Origin of the sequence: Frigoribacterium sp. 2-23 (assembly GCF_049601585.1) — a bacterium.
Classification (GTDB): domain Bacteria; phylum Actinomycetota; class Actinomycetes; order Actinomycetales; family Microbacteriaceae; genus Frigoribacterium.
This window is the reverse complement of sequence record NZ_CP187126.1, coordinates 3,249,992-3,270,844: the sequence shown is the minus strand read 5'-3', so window position 1 is coordinate 3,270,844 and position 20,853 is coordinate 3,249,992. Positions and strand designations below refer to the sequence as shown.

The 20,853-nt window shown below is 66.2% G+C and carries 17 protein-coding genes and 1 pseudogene; 13 read left to right on the top strand and 5 right to left on the bottom strand.

What is annotated here, in order from left to right:
- Nucleotides 1–35 precede the first annotated feature (35 nt).
- From ACPEEZ_RS15340 to ACPEEZ_RS15295, 10 genes and pseudogenes are all read left to right on the top strand, one after another.
- Entirely contained in the window at nucleotides 36–1,460 is a 1,425-nt protein-coding gene (locus ACPEEZ_RS15340; protein ID WP_423921011.1) for a CCA tRNA nucleotidyltransferase, read from the top strand.
- A complete protein-coding gene (locus ACPEEZ_RS15335; RefSeq protein WP_423921008.1) occupies nucleotides 1,457–2,815 on the top strand; it encodes an ABC transporter substrate-binding protein in 1,359 nt (452 codons plus the stop codon). Before ACPEEZ_RS15340 ends, ACPEEZ_RS15335 begins: the two co-directional genes overlap by 4 nt.
- Nucleotides 2,816–2,959: 144 nt before the next feature.
- Nucleotides 2,960–3,322, top strand: a pseudogene (gene rpsF, locus ACPEEZ_RS15330) (30S ribosomal protein S6); the annotation flags it as partial.
- Between the two features lie 111 nt (nucleotides 3,323–3,433).
- Nucleotides 3,434–3,997 carry a single-stranded DNA-binding protein gene (locus ACPEEZ_RS15325; protein ID WP_423921005.1) on the top strand — a complete coding sequence of 188 codons (564 nt, stop codon included), beginning with the start codon at nucleotides 3,434–3,436 and terminating at the stop codon, nucleotides 3,995–3,997.
- 45 nt (nucleotides 3,998–4,042) lie between these two features.
- Entirely contained in the window at nucleotides 4,043–4,303 is a 261-nt protein-coding gene (gene rpsR / locus ACPEEZ_RS15320) for a 30S ribosomal protein S18 (protein ID WP_043595327.1), read from the top strand.
- A gap of 14 nt (nucleotides 4,304–4,317) precedes the next feature.
- The gene (rplI, locus tag ACPEEZ_RS15315) at nucleotides 4,318–4,770 is read left to right on the top strand and encodes a 50S ribosomal protein L9 (RefSeq protein WP_423921002.1); all 453 of its coding nucleotides are present in this window, start codon (nucleotides 4,318–4,320) and stop codon (nucleotides 4,768–4,770) included.
- Nucleotides 4,771–5,359: 589 nt separating this feature from the next.
- Entirely contained in the window at nucleotides 5,360–6,745 is a 1,386-nt protein-coding gene (dnaB, locus tag ACPEEZ_RS15310; protein WP_423920999.1) for a replicative DNA helicase, read from the top strand.
- A gap of 368 nt (nucleotides 6,746–7,113) precedes the next feature.
- Entirely contained in the window at nucleotides 7,114–8,424 is a 1,311-nt protein-coding gene (locus ACPEEZ_RS15305) for a hypothetical protein (RefSeq protein ID WP_423920996.1), read from the top strand.
- The gene (locus ACPEEZ_RS15300) at nucleotides 8,421–10,868 is read left to right on the top strand and encodes a ThiF family adenylyltransferase (RefSeq protein ID WP_423920993.1); all 2,448 of its coding nucleotides are present in this window, start codon (nucleotides 8,421–8,423) and stop codon (nucleotides 10,866–10,868) included. Before ACPEEZ_RS15305 ends, ACPEEZ_RS15300 begins: the two co-directional genes overlap by 4 nt.
- Nucleotides 10,865–11,941 (top strand): patatin-like phospholipase family protein, encoded by a 1,077-nt coding sequence (locus ACPEEZ_RS15295; protein ID WP_423920990.1) that lies wholly within the window; start codon nucleotides 10,865–10,867, stop codon nucleotides 11,939–11,941. Before ACPEEZ_RS15300 ends, ACPEEZ_RS15295 begins: the two co-directional genes overlap by 4 nt.
- A gap of 562 nt (nucleotides 11,942–12,503) precedes the next feature.
- On the opposite strand, the gene ACPEEZ_RS15290 is transcribed toward ACPEEZ_RS15295, so the two are convergent.
- Complete coding sequence (locus tag ACPEEZ_RS15290) at nucleotides 12,504–13,079, bottom strand: TetR/AcrR family transcriptional regulator (RefSeq protein WP_423920987.1); 576 nt, start codon at nucleotides 13,077–13,079, stop codon at nucleotides 12,504–12,506.
- 87 nt (nucleotides 13,080–13,166) lie between these two features.
- Here ACPEEZ_RS15290 and ACPEEZ_RS15285 point away from each other — a divergent pair, with 87 nt between their 5' ends.
- Nucleotides 13,167–14,048, top strand: coding sequence for an SDR family oxidoreductase (locus tag ACPEEZ_RS15285; RefSeq protein WP_423920985.1), 882 nt, complete (start codon nucleotides 13,167–13,169; stop codon nucleotides 14,046–14,048).
- A gap of 42 nt (nucleotides 14,049–14,090) precedes the next feature.
- On the opposite strand, the gene ACPEEZ_RS15280 is transcribed toward ACPEEZ_RS15285, so the two are convergent.
- Nucleotides 14,091–14,651 (bottom strand): sensor histidine kinase, encoded by a 561-nt coding sequence (locus ACPEEZ_RS15280; RefSeq protein WP_423920982.1) that lies wholly within the window; start codon nucleotides 14,649–14,651, stop codon nucleotides 14,091–14,093.
- Nucleotides 14,652–14,718: 67 nt separating this feature from the next.
- Between ACPEEZ_RS15280 and ACPEEZ_RS15275 the strand changes: the two genes are divergently transcribed.
- Nucleotides 14,719–15,810 (top strand): hypothetical protein, encoded by a 1,092-nt coding sequence (locus ACPEEZ_RS15275; RefSeq protein WP_423920980.1) that lies wholly within the window; start codon nucleotides 14,719–14,721, stop codon nucleotides 15,808–15,810.
- 841 nt (nucleotides 15,811–16,651) lie between these two features.
- On the opposite strand, the gene ACPEEZ_RS15270 is transcribed toward ACPEEZ_RS15275, so the two are convergent.
- Genes ACPEEZ_RS15270 through ACPEEZ_RS15260 form a run of 3 tightly spaced genes read right to left on the bottom strand, consistent with a single transcriptional unit; the run spans nucleotide 16,652 to nucleotide 19,033 of the window.
- On the bottom strand, nucleotides 16,652–17,494 hold the full coding sequence (locus ACPEEZ_RS15270; protein ID WP_423920977.1) for a siderophore-interacting protein: 843 nt from the start codon (nucleotides 17,492–17,494) through the stop codon (nucleotides 16,652–16,654).
- 32 nt (nucleotides 17,495–17,526) lie between these two features.
- Nucleotides 17,527–18,237 carry a DUF3885 domain-containing protein gene (locus ACPEEZ_RS15265; RefSeq protein ID WP_423920974.1) on the bottom strand — a complete coding sequence of 237 codons (711 nt, stop codon included), beginning with the start codon at nucleotides 18,235–18,237 and terminating at the stop codon, nucleotides 17,527–17,529.
- 52 nt (nucleotides 18,238–18,289) lie between these two features.
- Nucleotides 18,290–19,033, bottom strand: a complete 744-nt coding sequence (locus ACPEEZ_RS15260; protein WP_423920971.1) for a DUF3885 domain-containing protein — start codon at nucleotides 19,031–19,033, stop codon at nucleotides 18,290–18,292.
- A gap of 168 nt (nucleotides 19,034–19,201) precedes the next feature.
- Here ACPEEZ_RS15260 and ACPEEZ_RS15255 point away from each other — a divergent pair, with 168 nt between their 5' ends.
- Nucleotides 19,202–20,848, top strand: a complete 1,647-nt coding sequence (locus ACPEEZ_RS15255; RefSeq protein WP_423920968.1) for a sodium:solute symporter family protein — start codon at nucleotides 19,202–19,204, stop codon at nucleotides 20,846–20,848.
- Nucleotides 20,849–20,853: the final 5 nt, after the last annotated feature.

The window sequence follows — 20,853 nt, the reverse complement described above, 5'->3', positions numbered from 1 at the left end:
GCGAAGCGCCCGAGAGCATGGCAAGCTGGTGCGTCATGGATGACGTCCCCTCGGCACTTCAGCGACTGGATCGTCTGGCCTCGACCCCTCGCATCGAGACCCTCGCGCAGGCGTTCGCCGCGGCGGGTCACGAGTTCGCCCTCGTCGGCGGGCCCGTCCGCGATGCCTTCCTCGGTCGACGCGTCAACGACCTCGACTTCACGACGGACGCCGACCCCGACCAGATCCTCGCCATCGTCAAGCCGCTCGCCGAAGCGACCTGGGACGTCGGCCGCCAGTTCGGCACCATCGCGGCCCGCATCGAGGGCGAGACGGTCGAGATCACGACGTACCGCAGCGACGTCTACGACGGTGAGACCCGCAGGCCCGTCGTCGAGTTCGGCGACAGCCTCGAGGGCGATCTCGTGCGCCGGGACTTCACCGTCAACGCGATGGCGCTGCGACTGCCCGAGCGCGTCCTCGTCGACCCGTCGGGCGGCGTCGAGGACCTGCTCGCGCGTCGACTCGCGACACCGGGCGCGGCGGTCGACTCGTTCCGAGACGATCCGCTGCGCATGATGCGCGCGGCCCGCTTCACGGCCCAGATCGGCTTCGCCGTGTCGGAGGAGGTGCGCGAGGCGATGACCGCGCGTGCCGCGACCCTCGAGATCGTCTCGGTCGAACGCATCGCCGACGAGCTGTCGAAACTGCTCAAGACGGATACACCCCGCGAGGGCATCCGCCTGCTGGTCGACACCGGGCTCGCCGACATCGTGCTGCCCGAGCTGCCGGCCATGCGGCTCGAGGCCGACGAGCACCACCACCACAAGGACGTCTACGAGCACAGCCTCACCGTGCTCGATCAGGCGATCGACTACGAGAAGGAGCGCCACCCCGGCGCCGAGCCCGACCTGACGCTGCGCATCGCGGCGCTGCTGCACGACTGCGGCAAACCCGCGACCCGGCGGTTGGAACCAGGCGGTGTGGTTACCTTCCATCACCACGACGTCGTCGGCGCCAAGCTGGCGAAGAAGCGACTCAAGGCCCTCCGCTTCGACAACGACACCATCGGTGCGGTCTACCGCCTGATCGAGCTGCACCTCCGGTTCTTCGGCTACACCGACGGCGCGTGGAGCGACTCGGCCGTGCGCCGATACGTCCGCGACGCGGGTAACCAGCTCGAGCGGTTGCACATGCTGACTCGCGCCGACGTGACGACGCGCAACAAGCGCAAGGCCGACCGGCTCGGCTTCGCCTACGACGACCTCGAGAACCGCATCGCCGAGCTGCGCGAGCGCGAGGAGATCGACTCCCTGCGGCCCGACCTCGACGGCGATCAGATCCAGAGCATCCTCGGCATCAAGCCGAGCCGCGAGGTGGGCGAGGCGTATCGGTTCCTGCTCGAGCTGCGCACCGACGAGGGCCCCCTCGGCGAGGAGGAGGCGACCCGTCGTCTGCTCGACTGGTGGGCCGCCCGGTGAGCCGGTTGCGTTTCGCCGGCGTCGTCGCGATCGCCGCCCTCGTCGTGGGCGGTGCCGCGACCGCGCTCGTGCTCTCGGGTGACGACCTCGCCCGGATGAGCGTCGAACGCAACCGCGTCGAGGTCACCGTGCGGGTGTGGGACGCCTCGGTCGCGAAGGGCTACGAGAAGGCCTTCGACGCGTTCGAGCGCACCAACCCCGAGATCGACGTGAAGGTCGACGTCGTCCCGTTCGCCAGCTACTTCGACACGCTCGACGAGAGCCTGGACTCGGGCACGGGCGACGACATCTTCTGGCTGAACGCCTCGGGCATGGGTTCGCACGTGCAGAACGGCGACCTGCTCGACATCGGTCAGGTGCTCGGCGACACGCGCCGGGCCGACTGGTCCCCCTCGGTCGTGGACCAGTTCACGACCGACGGCAAGCTGTGGGGGGTGCCGCAGCTCAGCGACGGCGGCATCGCGCTCTACTACAACAAGGCCCTCGTGCAGGCGGCCGGCATCGACCCCGCGACACTCGACGACCTCACCTGGGCGCCCGGCGGCGGAGACGGCGACACGTTGCTGCCCGTCCTCAAAGAGCTGACGGTCGACGCGAACGGGAACCGCGCCTCCTCGGCTGCCTTCGACGGCACGCCGGTGCAGTACGGCTACAACGCGGGGCAGGACCTGCAGGCGATCATGCTGAACTACCTCGGCTCGAACGGCGCGGCGTTCGAGAACGCCGACGGCACCGGCTTCGCCTTCGACACCGAGGAGGCGCGGGCCGCGTACCAATACGTGGTCGACCTGGTGAACAAGGAGCACGTCGCTCCCCCGGCGTCGGCGACGAACGCGGACGGCGACTTCAGTCGCAACCAGTTCGTGGCCGGGAAGATGGCGCTGTTCCAGTCGGGGCTGTACAGCCTGCCGACGATCGCGCAGGACGCGTCGTTCGACTGGGGCGTCGTGCGGATGCCCGCCGGGCCCGAGGGTCGCGTCAGTGTGTCGAACGGCATCGTGGCGAGCGGCAACGCCCACACGAAGCACGTCGAGGCCACGGCGAAGGTGCTCGCCTGGCTCGGATCGGCCGACGGTGCCCGCTACATCGGTGCCGACGGTGCCGCCGTGCCGGCCATCACCGCGGCGCAGCAGGCCTACTACGACCACTGGGAGAAGAAGGGCGTCGACGTGTCGCCGTTCTTCGACGTGATCGACGACTCCCCGACCATCGACGCGCCCACCGCCGTCTACGGTCTGGCGCGGCCGGCGTTCGCCGACACGTTCAACCAGATGTTCGCGGGTCAGCTACCCGTCGCCGAGGCACTCGACCGGGCCGACGAACAGGCGACGGCGGCACTCTCCGACCGGCATTGATGTCGCGCCGCCCGTCGGCTACGCTGGGAAGGTTGCGTCTGCTCTATCTCTGGCATCTCTGCGAGGGGTCGGGCATCGCATCCATGAATACCCTCCTGTCACAGACCGTCTGTGACCGTTAAGTCCGAAGGAGGTGGGTTAGTCATGCACCAGTACGAACTGATGGTCATCCTGGACCCCGAGATCGATGAGCGCACCGTCGCCCCGAGCTTGGACAAGTTCCTCAACGTCATCCGCAACGATGGCGGCACCGTCGACAACGTCGACATCTGGGGTCGCCGCCGTCTCGCCTACGAGATCAAGAAGAAGACCGAGGGCATCTACGCGGTCGTCAACCTGACCGCGAAGCCCGAGTCCACGGTCGAGCTCGACCGCCAGCTCGGTCTCTCCGAGGCCGTGCTCCGCACCAAGGTGCTGCGCGCCGAAGAGGCCATCGCCATGGTCGCCGCCGCCAAGAAGGTCGCTGACGAGAAGGCCGCCCGCAAGGCTGCCAACGCGCCGGCTGCTCCCGCTGCCGCTCCGGCCGCTGCTGCTGCTCCGGCTGCTGCTGCGCCCGCCGCTGCGAAGGCCGCTCCCGCCCCGAAGGCCGCTCCGGCTCCGAAGGCTGCCGAGTAACCGATGGCAGGCGAGACCGTCATCACAGTGGTGGGTAACCTCACCAGTGACCCCGAGCTGCGCTACACGCAGAACGGGCTCGCGGTCGCGAACTTCACCATCGCGTCGACCCCCCGCACGTTCGACCGCGCGTCGAACGAGTGGAAGGACGGCGAAGCGCTCTTCCTCCGTGCCAGCGTGTGGCGCGAGTTCGCCGAGCACGTCGCGTCGAGCCTGACCAAGGGCAGCCGCGTCATCGCTCAGGGGCGGCTCAAGCAGCGCTCGTACGAGACCAAAGAGGGCGAGAAGCGCACCAGCATGGAGCTCGAGATCGATGAGATCGGGCCCTCGTTGCGCTACGCGACCGCTCAGGTGACCCGCGCCTCCTCGTCCCGCGATGGTGGTGGCGGCGGTGGCTCCTTCGGAGGCAACCGCGGCGGCCAGCAGGGTCAGGTCGGCGGCGGTCAGCAGGCCGAAGAGCCGTGGGGTCAGCCCGCCGGCGCTCAGCAGGGTGGCAACACCAGCTCGGGCGACGTGTGGAACACCCCCGGTGGCAACGGCACCTACAACGACGAGACGCCTTTCTAGGCCTCGTCACTCACTTCTTCTTCTCTCACTGAAAGCAGACAAACAATGGCTGGAAAGAGCAGCGGCGACCGCCGCAAGCCCCTTCGCGGCAAGGGTGGCAAGAACGCCGCTCCCGCGAAGTCGATCCGCGTCGGTGTCATCGACTACAAAGACGTCGCGACCCTTCGCAAGTTCATCTCGGAGCGTGGAAAGATCCGCGCCCGTCGCATCACCGGTGTCTCCGTCCAGGAGCAGCGTCTCATCGCTCGTGCCGTGAAGAACGCCCGTGAAATGGCGCTCCTCCCCTACGCCGGCTCCGGCCGCTGATCGGAAGGATCACCATGTCGAAAGTCATCCTCACCCACGAGGTCTCCGGCCTCGGTAGCGCCGGCGACGTCGTCGACGTCAAGAACGGCTACGCGCGCAACTACCTGGTTCCCCAGGGCTTCGCCGTGTCGTGGAGCCGCGGTGGCGAGAAGCAGGTCGAGCAGATCCGTGCCGCCCGTGCCGCTCGCGAGCTCGCGACCATCGAAGAGGCGCACGACCTCAAGCAGCGCCTCGAGGCCCAGAAGATCCGCCTCACCGTCAAGACCGGTCAGGACGGCCGTCTGTTCGGCTCCGTCCGCCCCGGCGACGTGGCCGACGCGGTGAACGCCCAGGGCGTCGCCACGATCGACAAGCGCAAGGTCGAGATCCCCTCGGCCATCAAGGTCACCGGCGAGCACGAAGCGACCCTGCGCCTGCGCGAGGACGTCATCGCCACGATCACCCTCACGGTGGTCTCGGCCAAGTAGCACCTGCTGTACCGCTCAGGCGGCGGGCCCTTCGGGGCTCGCCGCCTTTGTCGTCTGGTCGGTCTCTTCTGCTTTCTCATCGAAGTGACTCGTTGGGTGGGTGTCGGCGCGAAACATGCGCCGATAGCGTCACATCGATGGTCGGGGATACCCCTTCTTCGGGTTACGAATGCCTGAACTCATGCCTGTGTGCACGGTGTGAGTCGTATGGCCCGAGGAGGCGCGTGTCAAGTCATCTGTGCACAGTCACGTGTCAAATCGGGAGTCTCAACCCTCGGTTTAGCCATGTTTCTACACACAGGGTGTGGAACTCGAAAGTCCTGGTCAAGGGCACTTTCCTGCTCGAAAGTTTAATTGTTTCCACAGGTTGATCCACAGTTCTCCCCAGGGTTGTCCGGCGTTTCCCACGGCTTGTCCACAAAGTTATCCACAGGTGCATTTGCTGTGGAGAACTAGGTGTCCATAAGGTGTACCAGCGCTGCTCAGGGGTACGGGCACGGCGGTTCGGACAGGGGATGTCGGGGGCTCGCTGTACAACGGAACCGAGCGTCCATCGTGCTGCTCAGGTATCGCTTTCTAGGAGGCATTTGTGTCGATCGCCCATCTCGGTATCGCGAACGAAGCACCCAGTGATCGCGGCCGTGGCGGTGACCGTCCTTCGATGGATCGCGTGCCTCCTCACGATCTGCTCGCGGAGCAGAGCACGATCGGCGGCATGCTGCTGAGCAAGGACGCGGTGGCCGACGTCATCGAGACCGTGCGCGGCATGGACTTCTACATCCCCAAGCACGAGGTCATCTTCGACGCGATCATGGGGCTCTACTCGCACGGCGAGCCCACCGACGTCATCGCCGTCAGCGACGAGCTGATGAAGTCGGGTGACCTGTCGAAGGCCGGAGGCGCGGAGTACCTCCACACGCTGACCGGCTTGGTGCCCACCGCGGCCAATGCCGGCTTCTACGCCTCGATCGTCGCCGAGAAGGCGGTGCTGCGGCGTCTGGTCGAGGCCGGTACGCGCATCGTTCAGATGGGCTACGCCAGCGAGGGCGAGGTCATCGACCTGGTCAACAACGCCCAAGCCGAGGTCTACAACGTCGCCGGTGGTGTGCAGACCGAAGACTATGTGCCGTTGAACGAGGCCGTGACGGTCGCGATCGACGAGATCGAGGCGGCCAAGGGTCGTGACGGGCAGATGACCGGCGTGCCGACGGGCTTCGCGCAGCTCGATGCGCTGACGAACGGGTTCCACCCCGGGCAGCTGATCATCGTGGCGGCGCGACCGGCGCTCGGTAAGTCGACGCTGGCGCTCGACCTGGCGCGGGCGGCGTCGATCAAGCACAACATGGCGTCGGTCTTCTTCTCGCTCGAGATGGGTCGAAGCGAGATCGCGATGCGTCTCATGTCGGCCGAGTCGAGTGTGCCGCTGCAGAACATGCGTAAGGGCACCGTCGACGCGCGGGACTGGACGAACATCGCGCAGGTGCGCGGGCGGATCAACGATGCGCCCCTGTTCATCGACGACTCCCCCAACATGACGCTGGTCGAGATCCGGGCGAAGTGCCGGCGCCTGAAGCAGCAGTACGGGCTCAAGCTCGTCGTGATCGACTATCTGCAGCTGATGACGTCGGGTAAGCGGGTCGAGAGTCGCCAGCAGGAGGTCTCGGAGTTCTCGCGTGCACTGAAGCTGATGGCGAAGGAGCTGCAGGTCCCCGTGATCGCGCTCTCACAGCTGAACCGTGGCCCCGAGCAGCGAGCCGACAAGAAGCCCGCGATCAGCGACCTGCGTGAGTCGGGTTCGCTGGAGCAGGACGCCGACATGGTCATCCTGCTGCACCGCGAGTCCGCCTACGAGAAGGACAACCCGCGCCAGGGCGAGGCCGACTTCATCGTTGCGAAGCACCGCAACGGGCCGACGGACACGATCACGGTGGCGTTCCACGGGATGTTCTCGCGGTTTGTGGATATGCCTATTTAGGTTCGACTTTCTTGTAAATTCCGGCTGATCATGTCCAATTCCAGGATGGAATGTCCCGAAGTGTCCAATTGGACATTCATGGCTGCCCAATGTGTAGGTTCCGCATGAAAATGGCACTTTCCACGACGAGATGGCATGCAGTTGGCATTCGTGCCAGGTTCCCGGGATTCGCTGCTTGTGCTGTTCGGCGGTGCTTGCCGTGGTGACGTCGGATGTGGGGTGACGCTGGGAGGCGGATTGGCGCTGGGTGGCTCAATGATCCACTCGCGTCTCCCATTGTTGGTGTCGGTGGTCGTAGCTAGCTTGAGCAGTGCACACCCGAAGTGCGGCGGATTGGCGCGCACCGGTTTTGGTCGACAGGAAGGTGCGTGATGTATTCAGAGGGGCTTCCCGCGAGAGGCGCGGTGTTCTGGCCGGTTGGCACCGGAGATAGTACGACAGTCGTCGTTGATGATGGCGTGGTGATGCAGGTCGATCTTCATGACCTTGCAAAGGCTGACAGCGATGAGAACCCAGAAGTCGCGGTTGTTGATCGCCTCGTTGATGCTCTCCCGATCGTTGATGGGGAGCCGTATCTTGCCACCTTCGTGTTGACGCATGCCGACAAGGACCATTGCCTGGGTTTTGCGGATCTGCTGGCGAAGGTCCGTATTGGTGAGCTGTGGTCGACGCCGCGCCTGTGGCGTGAATACAACGATCCGGATGCACCGGAGTTGTGCGCGGACGCGATCGCGTTTCGTGAAGAGTCGGAGCGTCGTATCGAGGTCACACGTGCAGCGGTGAGGGACGGTGGGGCTCCAGGGAGTGGCGATCGGATTCGAGTAGTTGGATACGACACCGATCACAGCTCCCATGCGTACGACGATCTCCCGAAGGAGTACTTGGCGTATCCGGGGACGTCGCTGACAGTGCTGGACGGTCATGATCGGGCGGGTGTTTTCGAGGCGTTCATCCATGCACCCTTCAAGGAGGATGCTGCGGCCGCCCGGAACGAGACATCGTTGTCGATGCAGGTGACCCTCACCGACGAGTCTGGTGTTGACGGCAAGGTTCTGCTCTTCGGAGATTTGGCGCACGACACGATCATGAAGATCTTCAAGTACAGCGCGGCGAAGGATCGCGAGCAGTATCTCGAGTGGGATCTGTTGCTTGCGCCGCATCACTGCTCGAAGCGGGTGATGTACAAGAAGGATGTGGACGGCGCGGAGGTCTTGCAGCAGGACATCCTTGACGCTTTCGAGCGCAACGCCCGGCTGGGTGCCTCGATCGTGGCCAGTAGCGCGGTGTTTCCTGACGTGGACGTGGACGGCCACAACCCTCCGCACCTTATGGCGGCGGATCGGTACGCCGAGATAGCTGATGAGCTGATTTGCACCATGTCATGGATTGACGAACTAGCACCCAGCCCGGTGGTGTTCGGCGTCGACGCGTACGGCGCGCGCGTGATCCGCGGCGAGCTGCTTGAGAAGTCGGCGCAGGAAGCGGCGCTGGAGTTGTCGATGTCCTCCGTGGGCCGCCGGTTTGCCGCCGTCACTGCTGCCGCGGTGAGCTTGGCGCACGCACTTCCTGCGACAGCGATTGCCTCTGAGTTCTCTGGCGTGGATCGGGTGCAGGACGCGATCGCCGCTGATCGTGGTGGACAGAGCGCACCGGAGAACCCCATCGGGTTCGGTCGTTGAGCGAACTCGCCGCCCGCCAGCTCGCGGATCTCGCCGACATGAGTGGCGGGGCTATCCAGCTTCTCGGATCGACGGCCGACGAGAAGATCTCCACCTACAGCATCTCCTTGGACACGGCCGGTGTCGTTACCGCTGGCTCAGGTATCTCAGTGCGGCGCAGGGAACGATTCGAGATCCTGGTCGAGCCGTCATACCCGCACGCGTACCCGTCCGTGATGGTTCGGCACCGGCGATGGGCGGGCACACCGCACGTGCAGTGGGGTTCGGTGTTGTGTCTCTATGCGGCGCCGTCCGTTGAGTGGAATCCTGCGGATGGGATGCGGGGTTTGATTGCCCGCCTGATGTTGTGGGTGCAGCGCGCAGCTGCGGGAGAGCTCGATCCAGCGGGTCAGCCGCTGCACCCACCTATCGCGTACGGCTCCTATAAGAACGGGTGGATTGTGCTGCGCCCGGATCTGGCAGATCTCGTGCCGTGGCGCGATCTCGGCGGTGACCGGGTCAGGCTGGTCTACGCATGGTGTGTGCAACGCGGGTCTCGCGTTGATGTGCTCGAGTGGCTCACCCCGCTCCAGGTCTACGACCGCGTTCTCGAGGACGGTGTCGCGAGCCGTGACGATCAGGGTCGCGCGCTCTTCGTGGCGCCCTCGATAATAATCAGCGACACACTCGATATGGAGTACCCGGCAACTGCCGCTGCCCTCGCCGACGCGTTGGATGGGTACGGGGTTCCGCGGGACACGCTTCTCACAGCTCTCGTTCGTGCATCGACGATCAATAAGGTGCTCGGGCACACAGTAAGCGGTGACAGTGCAGTGCCAGCGATGATGCTTCTGGCTACACCTGCGCGGCGCCTCGACCCGGGGAAACCGCTTGCGCACGTGACGTGCTGGCACCTCGATGACCTCGGCTCCAAGATCACCGATCTCTTGCAGAAGATCCGACCGGACAACGAGCAGCTCGCCACGGACGTTCGCGAGCTGGCCGAGGCCTGGTTGGGTTTCGCGAAGGTTCAATGGATGATCGTCCATGAGGCGCGCGCCGAGGTGACACGACGCCGTGACACGGGATCAGCGTCGACATGGCTGGCTGGAAAACGTGTGCTGCTACTCGGCGCCGGGGCGCTCGGCGCACCGATCGCAGAGCAATGCGTTCGCGCGGGCGTTGGGGCTCTTCACGTGATCGACAAAGGGAATGTCGGGCCGGGGATACTCGTGCGCCAGCCTTACGACGATGATGACATCGGTTATAACAAGGCGGAGCGTCTGGCAGCTCGCTTGTCCCGTGTCCGCGAGGACTTGATGGTGACGGCGTCCCGGTCCCACATCGTCACGGGAATCCTGAGCGAACCCGAAACCGTCCTGGGATACGACCTCGTCATCGATGCGACGGCGGACGTGGGCGTGCGGACCGCCCTCGAGCATGCCCGCTCTTCGCTTAGAGACCAGTGGCCGGCCACTGTCGGCGCCGTTTTTGGACACACTGCGGAGCGCGGCGTTGTCACTGTGTCCTTGATGGGAGCAACCGGGGCAACACACGATGTCCTGCGCCGAACTGCGATCGACATCGCTAGCAACCCGCCCCTCGGATGGGCTGAGATCGCCGAAGATTTCTTCCCAGCCACCCCGCGGACGGACATGTTTTTCCCCGAGCCAGGTTGTTCCGCACCCACGTTCACGGGGTCCTCCACCCAAACAGTGGCTCTCGCATCCCAACTGCTGTGGTCGGCTCTTCGTGTGCTGACTGATCGTGATGCAGCACCGATGACGGCGGTGGCGATTCACCTCACCCCACCCGTCGCCGGCCACGTGCCGCGGCCATTGACGTGGCCGAACGACGTGACGATGGCCGATCATTCCGGTGAGTATGAGGTCCAGGTGAGTTCGCGTGCACTGGCTGAGATCCGTAGCGAAGCACGCCGGGGTGCGCGCATCCGGGGGGCAAATGTCGAGACGGGCGGGATGCTCCTGGGCATGATCGACGATGCGACAGGAACTGTCCACGTGGATGCCGCTACAGGCCCCTCCCCGGACAGCCACCTCTCCTCGATCTATTTCGATCACGGCGTCGAGGGCACTCAGCAGATCGTGGATGCAAGCTTGCGCAACACCGGTGACCGGGTTGGCTTCGTGGGCATGTGGCACACGCACCCGCACGGTCCTGCCAGACCGAGCGACATTGACGATGCAGGAATGTCGCAAATCGTCGCGCCCCAGGGGGCCGGGCGGCGGGCGCTGATGCTGATCCTCGGCGGACCGCCACAGGCTTGGTCAACCTGGTTGCGTGATGGGACCCCACCCCACATGTATGCGCGCGTTGTCCGACGGGATGCAGGACGCATCCGAACGCCTGCAAGCTCACCCTTTTACATGACGATCGGCAGCACCCGCTGGTTCCCGGGAGGATTCACCTACCCGACGGCGGGCGCGATCGAGGTGGACGGATGACCACTCCGCGTATTGGCTTGGCCCTTTCGGGAGGCGGCTTTCGCGCTACAGCCTTTGGGCTTGGATGTCTCCGGGCCCTGCAGGATAGGGACCTCCTCCAGCATGTGTCTGTCGTATCCGGAATTAGCGGTGGAAGCCTGCTTACGGCCATGTGGGCGTACGGACCGGCCGAGTTCGCTGAATTCGACGACTCGGTGGTCCAACTCCTTCGCAGCGGGCTGCAGGCCGAGCTCGCCCGACGCGCATTCGCACCTACTGCGATCGTGAAGAGCGCTAGCAGCGCACTTCGCGCCACAGTGCCGGGTCAGCGCCGCGGGTACTCGCGTACCGATGCCCTTATCGCTGCACTTTCCTCACGAACGTTCGGCAGCCGCGACGTGGCCGACGTTACGCACCCGGGTCGCAGCGTGATTCTGTCCGCGACAGACATGAATACCGGCAACGCCGTGAGGTTCGGCAGCCGGGTGAGTTCCTGCTCCGCGTACGGAAAGATCCTGGATTCGGTCACCGTCGCAGAGGCGGTGGCGGCTTCTGCTGCGTTCCCGATACTTCTACCCGCGATGACCAGGGAGTATGAATTCGAGAACCGCGATGGTCATCGAACGCATGAGACGGTGGTCATGACCGACGGCGGCGTGTACGACAACCTTGGGCTGAGTCCATTGCTGCCCAATCGATCCACCGCCCACACAAGCCACACTTACGACCTCGATTTCCTGATCGCGGCTGATGCCGGCCGAGGACACGCCCACCGTCGCGCCGCGCGGTTCCTCCCCGGGCGGCTATCGCAGAGTTTCGACATCACGTACGGCAAGACCCAGGATGCAAGTCGCGGCCGCATTCACGACGCAGCCGCGGCCGGCCAGATCAATGGATTCGTGCACGCGTACCTCGGGATGCGGGACAGCAAGCTCCCGGTTCCGATCCAAGATTTAGTTCCACGTGAGCGCGTCGAGAAGTACCCGACCAATTTCGCGGCAATGAGCGCGGACGACCTCAGCGCAGTCTCCGTACGGGGTGAACAGCTCACACGCCTCCTGCTCAGCCACTATCACGCCGACCTAGGCACCTAAGCGTTCCTCCTCGCGAAGGAGCGATCTGGGGAGGTTGTCAGCCGAGCACCTCGACGGCGCCGAGCGGCCCTATCCCGTCCTGGTTCGCCGGCCGATGCCGTACGGCAATGGCGGAGCACTCAACCGGTACGCCGCCGATCGGGCCCCGAAGGTGGTGGAACAAAGCGGCTAAGCGTCTTGGAGGTCCGACGACCACCGCATTGGCTGCTGGCCCACAGACCGGCTCCGGGCATCAGCGTCCAGACGACGTGCGAACGCCCAGGCGGGATGAATGGCGCGTTCGTCGTGTCATGGGTACTCGGATCAACCGCGGCGCGCTCCTACGTGTTGTCGCCCGTCCTTAGGCTCAGCCTAGTGACTGGTGAAATCACGGCCGTGTACGACAGCCCTGCCTCGGTGTCCGCCTGCGAAGAGTTCGCCCCGATGGCGTAAAACTGCTACCCGTAGGCGCGTCCGTGGCGCTGAGGAAGAGTATCGCTCAGGCCGACGCTTTGACGGCTGACTTGCCTCCCGACCTGCGTGCTCGACTTCGCGGCCCTGCGGGGCTGACGAGCGGCGGCCGTCAGCCGAGGGCGGTCATCGCGGCGCGGAGGTCGCGGAGGGCGTCGAGCGCGTGGGGCGCGAGGCCGTCGTCGTCTTGGGGGGTCTCCGACCAGCGGGCATAGCCCTGCTTGAACGCCAGGACACCCATCTCGCTCGCCAGGTGCGCCGAGGTCTCTGGCACTCCCCGCGCCACGAGGGCATCGGTCATCGCCGCCGCCATCCCGACACTCTTAAGCGCATCCCGCTCCTGCAGCTCGGTACTCGCCGCCACCGCGGCCTTGAGACGCGGACCGAGCTCGCGGTTCTGAGGGCCCATCTCACCCGACGCTCTCTCGAGGCCCGCAGCCACCGCCTCCAGGGGGCTGGCATCGGTCGGCGCCTCGGCGATGCCCTCCGCCAGCAGACGACTCAGCGTCTCTTGCCCGGCGACGAGCAGCTCGCGCTTGTCGGGGAAGTGCCGGAAGAACGTGCTCTTGGTCACACCTGCGCGCTCCGCGATCTCGGTGACGGTCGTCGCGTCATAACCCTGCTCGATGAAGAGGTCGACCGCCGCGACGACGAGCCGCTCGCGTGCCCCCGGTTCCCATCGCGCCATGGTCCGAGCATACTCGACGGGACAAGAGTCCCATGAGTGACGTACAGTGATGGCACAACAGTCCCATCACTCAAACCGGAGGAACTTATGCTCGTCTTCGTCACCGGCGGTACCGGCACGATCGGCACCGCCGTCGTCGCCGAACTGCTCGCCCACGACCACACCGTCCTCGCCCTCGCCCGCTCGGACGCCTCCGCCGCCACCCTCGAAGCCGCCGGCGCCGACGTGCTCCGCGGCTCGCTCACCGACCTCGACACACTCCGCGACGGCGCCACCCGCAGCGACGGCGTCATCAGCCTCGCGTTCAGCCGCGACTATGGCAGCACCGCGGCACTCGAAGAGGGCCTCGCGGAAGAGCGCGACGCCATGGCGACCCTCGGCGCCGCCCTGATCGGCACCGACAAGCCGATCGTCACGGTGTCCGGCACTCCCTGGGTTCCAGGCCGAGCCTCGACTGAGGCCGACCCGCTGCCCGCCGAGGGGCCGGTCGCCAGCCGTGCGATCGCCGTCACCCAGCTGCTCGCCCTGGCCGACCAGGGCGTCCGCGCCTCGGCCGTCCGCATGCCCCGCACTGTCCACGAGCACGGTCAGGGCGGCTTCGCCGGCCTGCTCACCGACGCCGCCCGCCGCACCGGCATCGCCGGCTACCCGGGCGACGGCGAACAGCGTTGGCCGGCGGTGCACGCACGGGACGCCGCCGTGCTGTTCCGACTCGCCCTCGAATCCGCACCCGCCGGCACGGCCTGGCACGCCGTCGCCGACGAGGGCGACCGCGTCGTCGACATCGCGAGCGTCGTCGGACGCCGTCTGGGGCTGCCGGTGCAGAGCGTCCCGGACGACACCTTCGGCCCGTTCGGCCCGATCTTCGCGATGGATCAGCCCGCATCGAGCGCACACACCCGGCAGGCGCTCGGGTGGAAGCCGACGCACCCCGCGCTGCTCGCCGACCTCGAAGAGCTCCAGCGCTGAGAGCGCGGTAGGGCGCCGGCGGGCAGATGTTCGCGGCGGATCTCAGCGGGCGGTGTTCTCGCCCAGGCGGAGGGGGAGCGTGAGGACGAGGGTGGTGCCGGCGCGGGAGGAGGCCTCGACGGTGACATCGCCTCCGCGTCGGGTGGCGACGTCCTTGACGAGCGCGAGGCCGATTCCGAAGCCTTGCCGCGCGGCCGGGCCGTCCGGTCGAGGGGCGGCGTGGGCGAAGCGGTCGAAGATGCGCGCGGGGTCGATGCCCTGGATGCCGGCGCCCTGGTCGGTGACCGCGAGCGACGCGGAACGCTTCTTGCCTGCCCGGGTGACCGACACCTCCAGATGTATCTCGCCCCCTGCAGGAGAGTGCACGAGGGCGTTGTCGACCAGCGCGAGCACGCACCGACACAACGTGGCGGCCGGGAGCGCGACCAGAGCCTCCGGCTCTCGCGCCAGGGAGAACGTGACCTCGGCCTCGTCAGCGAACACGTGAAGAGAGTCGATCACCTCGGCTGCGACGTCGTCCACGAGCGCGCGCGAGTCGTCCCGGAGGCGCACGATATCGGCCGCGACGGAGTTCGACGTGACTGAGACGGTCCTCCCGTGCATGCATTCGGCCCTAACGAGCGCGAGTCAGTTACCGATAATTTCCTTGGTGATGCCGTATCAAGTCAGCATGGAGTGGTTGTCCCAAGAGGTGAATCTTCCGTCGCCCGTTAGTCAGGAAGTGCTGTGGTGGGCGGTCGGGCTAACCATAGTCATCTGGTTCAACTGTCTCATAGGGCCTTTAAGTGTTATGCCATCAGCGCCGCGCGCATTCGCGCTGCTGGGGGCTGAGAAGTTTGCCCTCTGGGTACCCCGGTGGCTAGCTCACTTCCTGGCTCCCGACGTTAGCCGTGTTAACATGTTGGGTCGATCTTGGCGGACGCTCAAGAAGAAGTTCGAAATCTCGCGGCGGCAGCACCGCCACGTAAACAGCGCCATGTTCCTGCCCGCGCGCGTTCTGGCGTTCGCTTTGCTGATCGGCGGCCTCGCTGTGTGCGTGATGTTTTTCGTACTTGCCATTGAGTGGTCATCGTGGGCTGCAGCATCGTTCACCGGTGCACTTTTCTTTGCTTCGTGGATTCCCCTCGTTGTCACCATTGCGGTCACGCGCTATCGATGGCACCGCCGTGTTCCTTTCGAGATCGCCTGGCTTCAGGAAGCTTCAGCGGTGCTCTCTCGTCACAAAAAAGCCGCAGCTAGATTTCGCCTCGAGCGGGCGATGATTCTCGGGGATATAGCGGATATGGAGTTCACGCTTCTACGCCGGTTTCGGCAGTCGCCATCAGGCTCGAGTCGGAGGGTTGCTCACGAGGCCTGGATTCGGCAGATCGACGACCTTGCCGTTCGTTCAGCGGAGTTCGAGCGCCAGCTCCAGCCTTCGAGCGAGGACGTCTGGACCTGGCTGAAGTCACACGTGGAGCAAAGTTCGCGAGCGGTAGTGGGAGAGTCGACTAGGCGGCGGAAGGTTTCTCCCCTCGTCGATGGCAAGAAACGACCCACTTCGCATTCCGGTACTAGGGCGGCAGTGGTGTTGGTCACAATGCTCATTGCGATCGTCGCCTTGTTTCTCGTCTTTACGTTCACGGTGTCTGGGCTCATTACCGTCGACCTGGGATGGGACGCGATTTCGCCTTGGGTGACGAGGGCAACGTCGCTTCTAGCCCTTGGGCCACTTTTTGTATTCCTTAGCAAGGGATGGCGGCGGTGGAATAGAGACGAATAGGTTGTCGAGAACCCGTCGTGCTGCAGGGCGTGAGTATGAACGAATGAGGGCGGGAACAGGGTTGTCTTGCGTGAGACGACCCGTGCCTCTTTTTGTACGTGCCTCGCTTGTGTCAAGCGATCGCGGTGTCTCGCGGGGCGCTTGCGACAGCGGCTAAAACTCACGCCAGGGGTCTACGTGAGGCCGCCTACTCGTTCGGCGCCACGGCAGCAGGGCATCGCTCGCCGCGTCGGTCGACCAACCGGTCGCGAAGAGGGAACGCGTGGTCTCGAGGACGGCCGTGAAGTCGTCGGGGTGAACGACGACGTCGCGCTCATCCACGACAACTTCATCGTCACTTAGATCGTGATGCACCAGAAGGCGTCGCCGGCCCACCGTTCGCGCGGTCGACGACGAACCCGTCTTGATAGGGAGGACCTTCGGTGAGATTGTTCAGGATGCTCGTGCTGCGACGCCATGCGGCGATCGCCTCGGGTACCTCGCCGTACGACGCCAGCGTGTGCCTCTTCGCACCGGCCTGGACCAGCGTGCTAGATCGACGCCAGGAGCCGGGCGCGCGAAGGCGTCGGGCTCGATGAGGATGAGGCCTGCGAGAAGAGTTGCGTTCCCGACCGCCGCGGCCATGGCGACGGGGGTCCACTCGGCAAGGAGGCTCGTGCGTAGGGTCAAAGGCCGGGCGATGGACTCGAACGCCACCTAAAGATGATCGAGTCGGGCGGGCAGGTAGGTGACAACGTACTAACCGCGCAGCCGATCGAGCGCCGGGGTAGGCGAACCGATGACGAGGAGGTGCTCCACCTGCCTCCGATCTGGGTTGGCCAGGGGACGGCGGGCCGGCGGGTCAGGCGGGGAAGATCGCCCCGATGGGCTCGGCCTTCTCGGCCTGGAAGCGGTCCTCGGCGCGACCGAGGGCCCAGTACGCCGAGAGGGAGAGGTGCGCGCGCTCGACGCCCCACTCCTCTTGGAACAGGACCCGCGCCTCCTTCATGGCTCCGCGTTCGCCGTGAGCGAACACCGTGAGCGGCGATGGCGGCGTCTCCAGAGCCCGGAGGGCGGCCATCAGCGGAGCCCCGTGCGGCCGACCGAGGCGGTGCAGCCACTGCACCTCGACCCCGCTGGGCGCCGCGAGGTCGAGCTCGTCGTCGGCGTTCTCGACCTCGACGATCACCACTCCGCGGGTGCTGGCAGACATCGCCTCGATGCCCGACGCGATCGCCGGCAGGGCAGACTCGTCGCCCGCGAGGACGTGCCACGTCGACGCGTCGTCCATGGGCGACCAACCGGCGCCCGGAGACGACATCGAGAGCACGTCACCCGGCTGGGCCACCGCGGCCCACGGCCCCGCCACGCCCTCGTCACCGTGGACGACGAAGTCGATCGCGATCGTCTTCGCCCCGTGATCGACGGAACGCACGGTGTACGTGCGCCGCACGGGGAGCTGCTCGGGCGCGACCCGCGAGCGCAGGTCGTCGAGATCGAAAGGTGGCCGCAGGCCGCTGCCCGGGCGGGGCAGGAGCAGCTTCACGTAGGGGTCGGCCAGATCGAGCTGCGCGGCACCGGCAGCGACGAACGCGTCGAAGGCGTCACCGCCGAGGTGGACCCGGACGAGGTGCGGGGTGAGCTGCTCCGTCCGCTCGACGACGAAGAGGTGCTGCGGTCGGACGGGGCGCTTGGTTTCGGGCATGGCCGACCTCTCGATAGCTAGGTTAGGGCTACCTAACTTAGCAGGCGGCGCTCGCGGGGTGTCGCGTCTCGGCACCAGGTGTGGAAGCCTCCCCAGCCCTCGGGTGGCAGCCAGTCCGTGAAGAGATCGGCGAGAGCTTCGGCCTCCGCCGCGGTGCGCAGGACGACGTCCACACCGCCGTCGTACGTGCTCGCAGCCCAGCTCAGATCCTCCGGAAGAATCATGAAGTCGGCGTCGAAGTAGTGAACCAGTCGGGTCAACGCCGTGAGCATGTCATCGTCGACCGGGCCCGATCTGAAGGAGTGTGACTCCAAGGGTGACGCCGGACCATCATCGATGACTACATCGTCATCGTCATTCGGGAACGGATAGGGGTCGGTGACCCACGGGCGGAGGCCGGGCACGGTTGAACGGATGAGGTCGCGGCAATCGCCCAAGGAACGCTCGTCGGCCATGATGATCACCGCTGCAGGCAAGCCGGTCACGTGCTCGGTGGCCCGAACTATCCGCCGGAATTTTCTCGACACCGTCCGTGCGTCACGGTTATGCCGCAATTCCTGCCCACCGTTCGGAAGGGTATGGAATCGGACGACCGCATCGGGTCGCGCGTCGCGGGCACTCGAGCGCCAGGGGTGTCTGCCGGGCCACTGCTCGTTCCAACGATCGAGGAGGGACTGTGCCTCTGGTGGCGCGCCGGGTGACAGAAAGACGGGTGGTGGCGGCGGATAGTCGTCGTCGGTCACGGTGTGATCATTTCAGAGAATGGAGGCGCGTTGCCTGCGCAGCGGCGGGCCGTCAGTCGCGGTAGCGGAGGCGCCGCCGTACGTAGCGCATGCCGACGCCGCGGTGCAGCTCGCGCTGAGTCGGGTGCCTAGTCCAGGGAGGTGTGCTGGGCCAGCCCCTGTGCGGCAGCCAGGGCCAAAGCCAGGTGACCAGACGATACGCCTCGTCTTGGTTTCGCATGACGACGTCGACGCCGCCGTCGTACATGCTGATCGCCCAACTCAGGTCGTCGGGGAAGAGCAGGAAGTCGATGTCGCTCCGGTGCACGAGCTCGACCAAAGACCTGATCTCGTCATCGGACACCGGGCCGGAGCGGAATGTGTGCGTCGGCGGCTCCCAGTCCGCCAAGAACTCCGCTGCCTCGGAGTCGGAGCATCCATCGAGGTCAGGGGCCGTCGAGGCCCACGGCTCGAGGTCGGGGATGACCGACCGCACGCGCTTCCGGACGCCTCCGTGCCAGGAGTCGTCCGGGACGATCAGGATGGCCACCGGCAGGCCCGTCACCTGCTCGACGCTTTCGACCACCCGGACGACGCGTCGTCGTGCCGTCCGTGCGTCACGGGCGTGTCGGAACTCCTGACGGCCGTTGGCGAGGGTGTGGAAGCGAATCCAGTCGTCCGGTCGCTCCTGGCGCGGGGCCCAGCGCCATGGCTGCATCCCGGGCCATTGCTCGTTCCACCGGTCGAGGAGGGCCTGAGCCTCGGGCGAGGCGCCGGGGGCCAGGAAGATCGGCGGCGGGAAGTCGTCGTCTGTCACGGCGCCATGGTGACACGGTGACGAGTACCTGGCGGGCGCCGATGACGCACGCCTGCAACGAACCTGCAACACCGATCTTGCACAGAGGGTTTATTTGCAAACGTTTGCAGGTCATCGTGGGGCCACTCGCAAAGGAGCCAATGGGGCTCCCCGTCCGATCGGAGCCACATGCACTTCCTCGACTGGATCGTCATCGGCCTCTACTTCCTCGTCATGATCGGCATCGGCTGGTGGGCGAAGAAGCGCGTCAAGTCCGCCTCGGACTTCTTCACCGCGGGCGGCAAGCTGCCCTGGTGGCTCGCCGGCATCTCGCACCACATGTCGGGGTACTCGGCCGCCGTGTTCGTCGGCTACGCCGCCATCGCCTACACGACGGGCTTCGCGGTCTACGTCTGGTGGGCCGTCAGCATCACGATCGCGTGCGTCGTCGGGTCGTTCGTCATCGCCCCGCGCTGGCCGCGACTGCGCCAGCGCCTCGGCATCATCTCGCCGCTCGAGTTCCTCACCACGCGCTACAATCTGCCGACGCAGCAGGTGCTCGCCTGGTCGGGCACGGCGCTCAAGATCTTCGACGTCGCCGCGAAGTGGGCCGCCTCGGCGATCCTCCTCCTGGTGTTCGCGGGCGTGCCGCTCAGCATCGGCATCCTGCTCGTCGGCGGCGTGACGCTCGTCTACTCGACCATCGGCGGACTCTGGGCCGACGCCCTCACCGACATGGGGCAGTTCCTGATCCAGCTCGTCGCCGCGGTCGCCCTCGTCATCGCCACGATGGTGCGCCTCGACGGCGTCGCCTCCGTCGCCACGATCTGGGAGCGCCTCCCCGCCTCGCACTCCCAACCGTTCGCCGGCGACTTCACGGTGTTCTTCTTCCTCGCCTACGTCCTCATCAACACGGTCTCGTACAACGGAGGCACGTGGAACCTCGCCCAGCGATTCATCGCGGCCCCGAGCGGGTCGTCCGCTCGCAAGTCGCTGCTGCTGTCGGCCGGTCTCTTCCTGGTCTGGCCGCTGGTGCTGTTCTTCCCCATGTGGGCCGCGCCGCTCATCCTCCCTGGCCTGGAGGACCCGAGCCAGTCGTACGCCCTGCTCGCCCAGACACTGCTGCCGGCCGGTCTGATCGGCCTCGTGCTGGCCGGCATGTTCTCGCACACCATGGCGATGACCTCCTCCGACGCGAACGCCATCTCGTCGGTCATCGTGCGCGACATCATCCCGGCGCTCCGCGGATCGCGGTCACGGCTGTCGTCGCGCGGCGAGCTGTTCGCGGGTCGCCTCACGGTGTTCCTGTTCATCGCGCTCTCGATGGGCCTCGCCCTCAACGCGGACTCGTTCGGCGGCGTGCTCGGCCTGCTGATCCTGTGGTTCGGCGCGCTGGTCGGCCCGATCGCGATCCCGATGCTGCTGGGCATGCTGCGACCGTTCCGCCGCTCGGGCCCGTCGGCGGCCCTCTCGTCGTGGGTCGTCGGCCTGCTCGTCTTCGCGACGATCAAGTACGTCATCCCGACCCAGATCGCCGACCTCGGCACGGCGACGGCCCAGACGGTCAGCGTCGCCTCGCCGATCATCGCGTCGATCATCGTCTATTGCCTCGTCGGCCTGCTGCACCCGTGGCACGACGCGAAGTCGGACGCCCTGGTCGCGTCGCTCGACTCGGACCTCGACTCCGACTCCGAGCTCGCGACGGACGTCGACGGCCGCGGGCCGGGCGGCACGACCGGTCGCGGCACGGCCCCCGCGTCGAGCGACCCGAGCGACCCGAGCGACCCGGTCGGGCCCGCCGAGCCCTCGACAGCCCGCGCCGGCGGTGCGGTGTGACACCC

Excerpts from the sequence above, each read along its gene's own strand:
- ACPEEZ_RS15340 (WP_423921011.1), top strand. The coding sequence starts at position 36 with ATGGATGACGTCCCCTCGGCACTTCAGCGACTGGATCGTCTGGCCTCG.
- ACPEEZ_RS15325 (WP_423921005.1), top strand. The coding sequence starts at position 3,434 with ATGGCAGGCGAGACCGTCATCACAGTGGTGGGTAACCTCACCAGTGAC.
- rpsR (WP_043595327.1), top strand. The coding sequence starts at position 4,043 with ATGGCTGGAAAGAGCAGCGGCGACCGCCGCAAGCCCCTTCGCGGCAAG.
- rplI (WP_423921002.1), top strand. The coding sequence starts at position 4,318 with ATGTCGAAAGTCATCCTCACCCACGAGGTCTCCGGCCTCGGTAGCGCC.
- ACPEEZ_RS15295 (WP_423920990.1), top strand. The coding sequence starts at position 10,865 with ATGACCACTCCGCGTATTGGCTTGGCCCTTTCGGGAGGCGGCTTTCGC.
- ACPEEZ_RS15290 (WP_423920987.1), bottom strand. The coding sequence starts at position 13,079 with ATGGCGCGATGGGAACCGGGGGCACGCGAGCGGCTCGTCGTCGCGGCG.
- ACPEEZ_RS15285 (WP_423920985.1), top strand. The coding sequence starts at position 13,167 with ATGCTCGTCTTCGTCACCGGCGGTACCGGCACGATCGGCACCGCCGTC.
- ACPEEZ_RS15280 (WP_423920982.1), bottom strand. The coding sequence starts at position 14,651 with ATGCACGGGAGGACCGTCTCAGTCACGTCGAACTCCGTCGCGGCCGAT.
- ACPEEZ_RS15275 (WP_423920980.1), top strand. The coding sequence starts at position 14,719 with ATGGAGTGGTTGTCCCAAGAGGTGAATCTTCCGTCGCCCGTTAGTCAG.
- ACPEEZ_RS15270 (WP_423920977.1), bottom strand. The coding sequence starts at position 17,494 with ATGCCCGAAACCAAGCGCCCCGTCCGACCGCAGCACCTCTTCGTCGTC.
- ACPEEZ_RS15255 (WP_423920968.1), top strand. The coding sequence starts at position 19,202 with ATGCACTTCCTCGACTGGATCGTCATCGGCCTCTACTTCCTCGTCATG.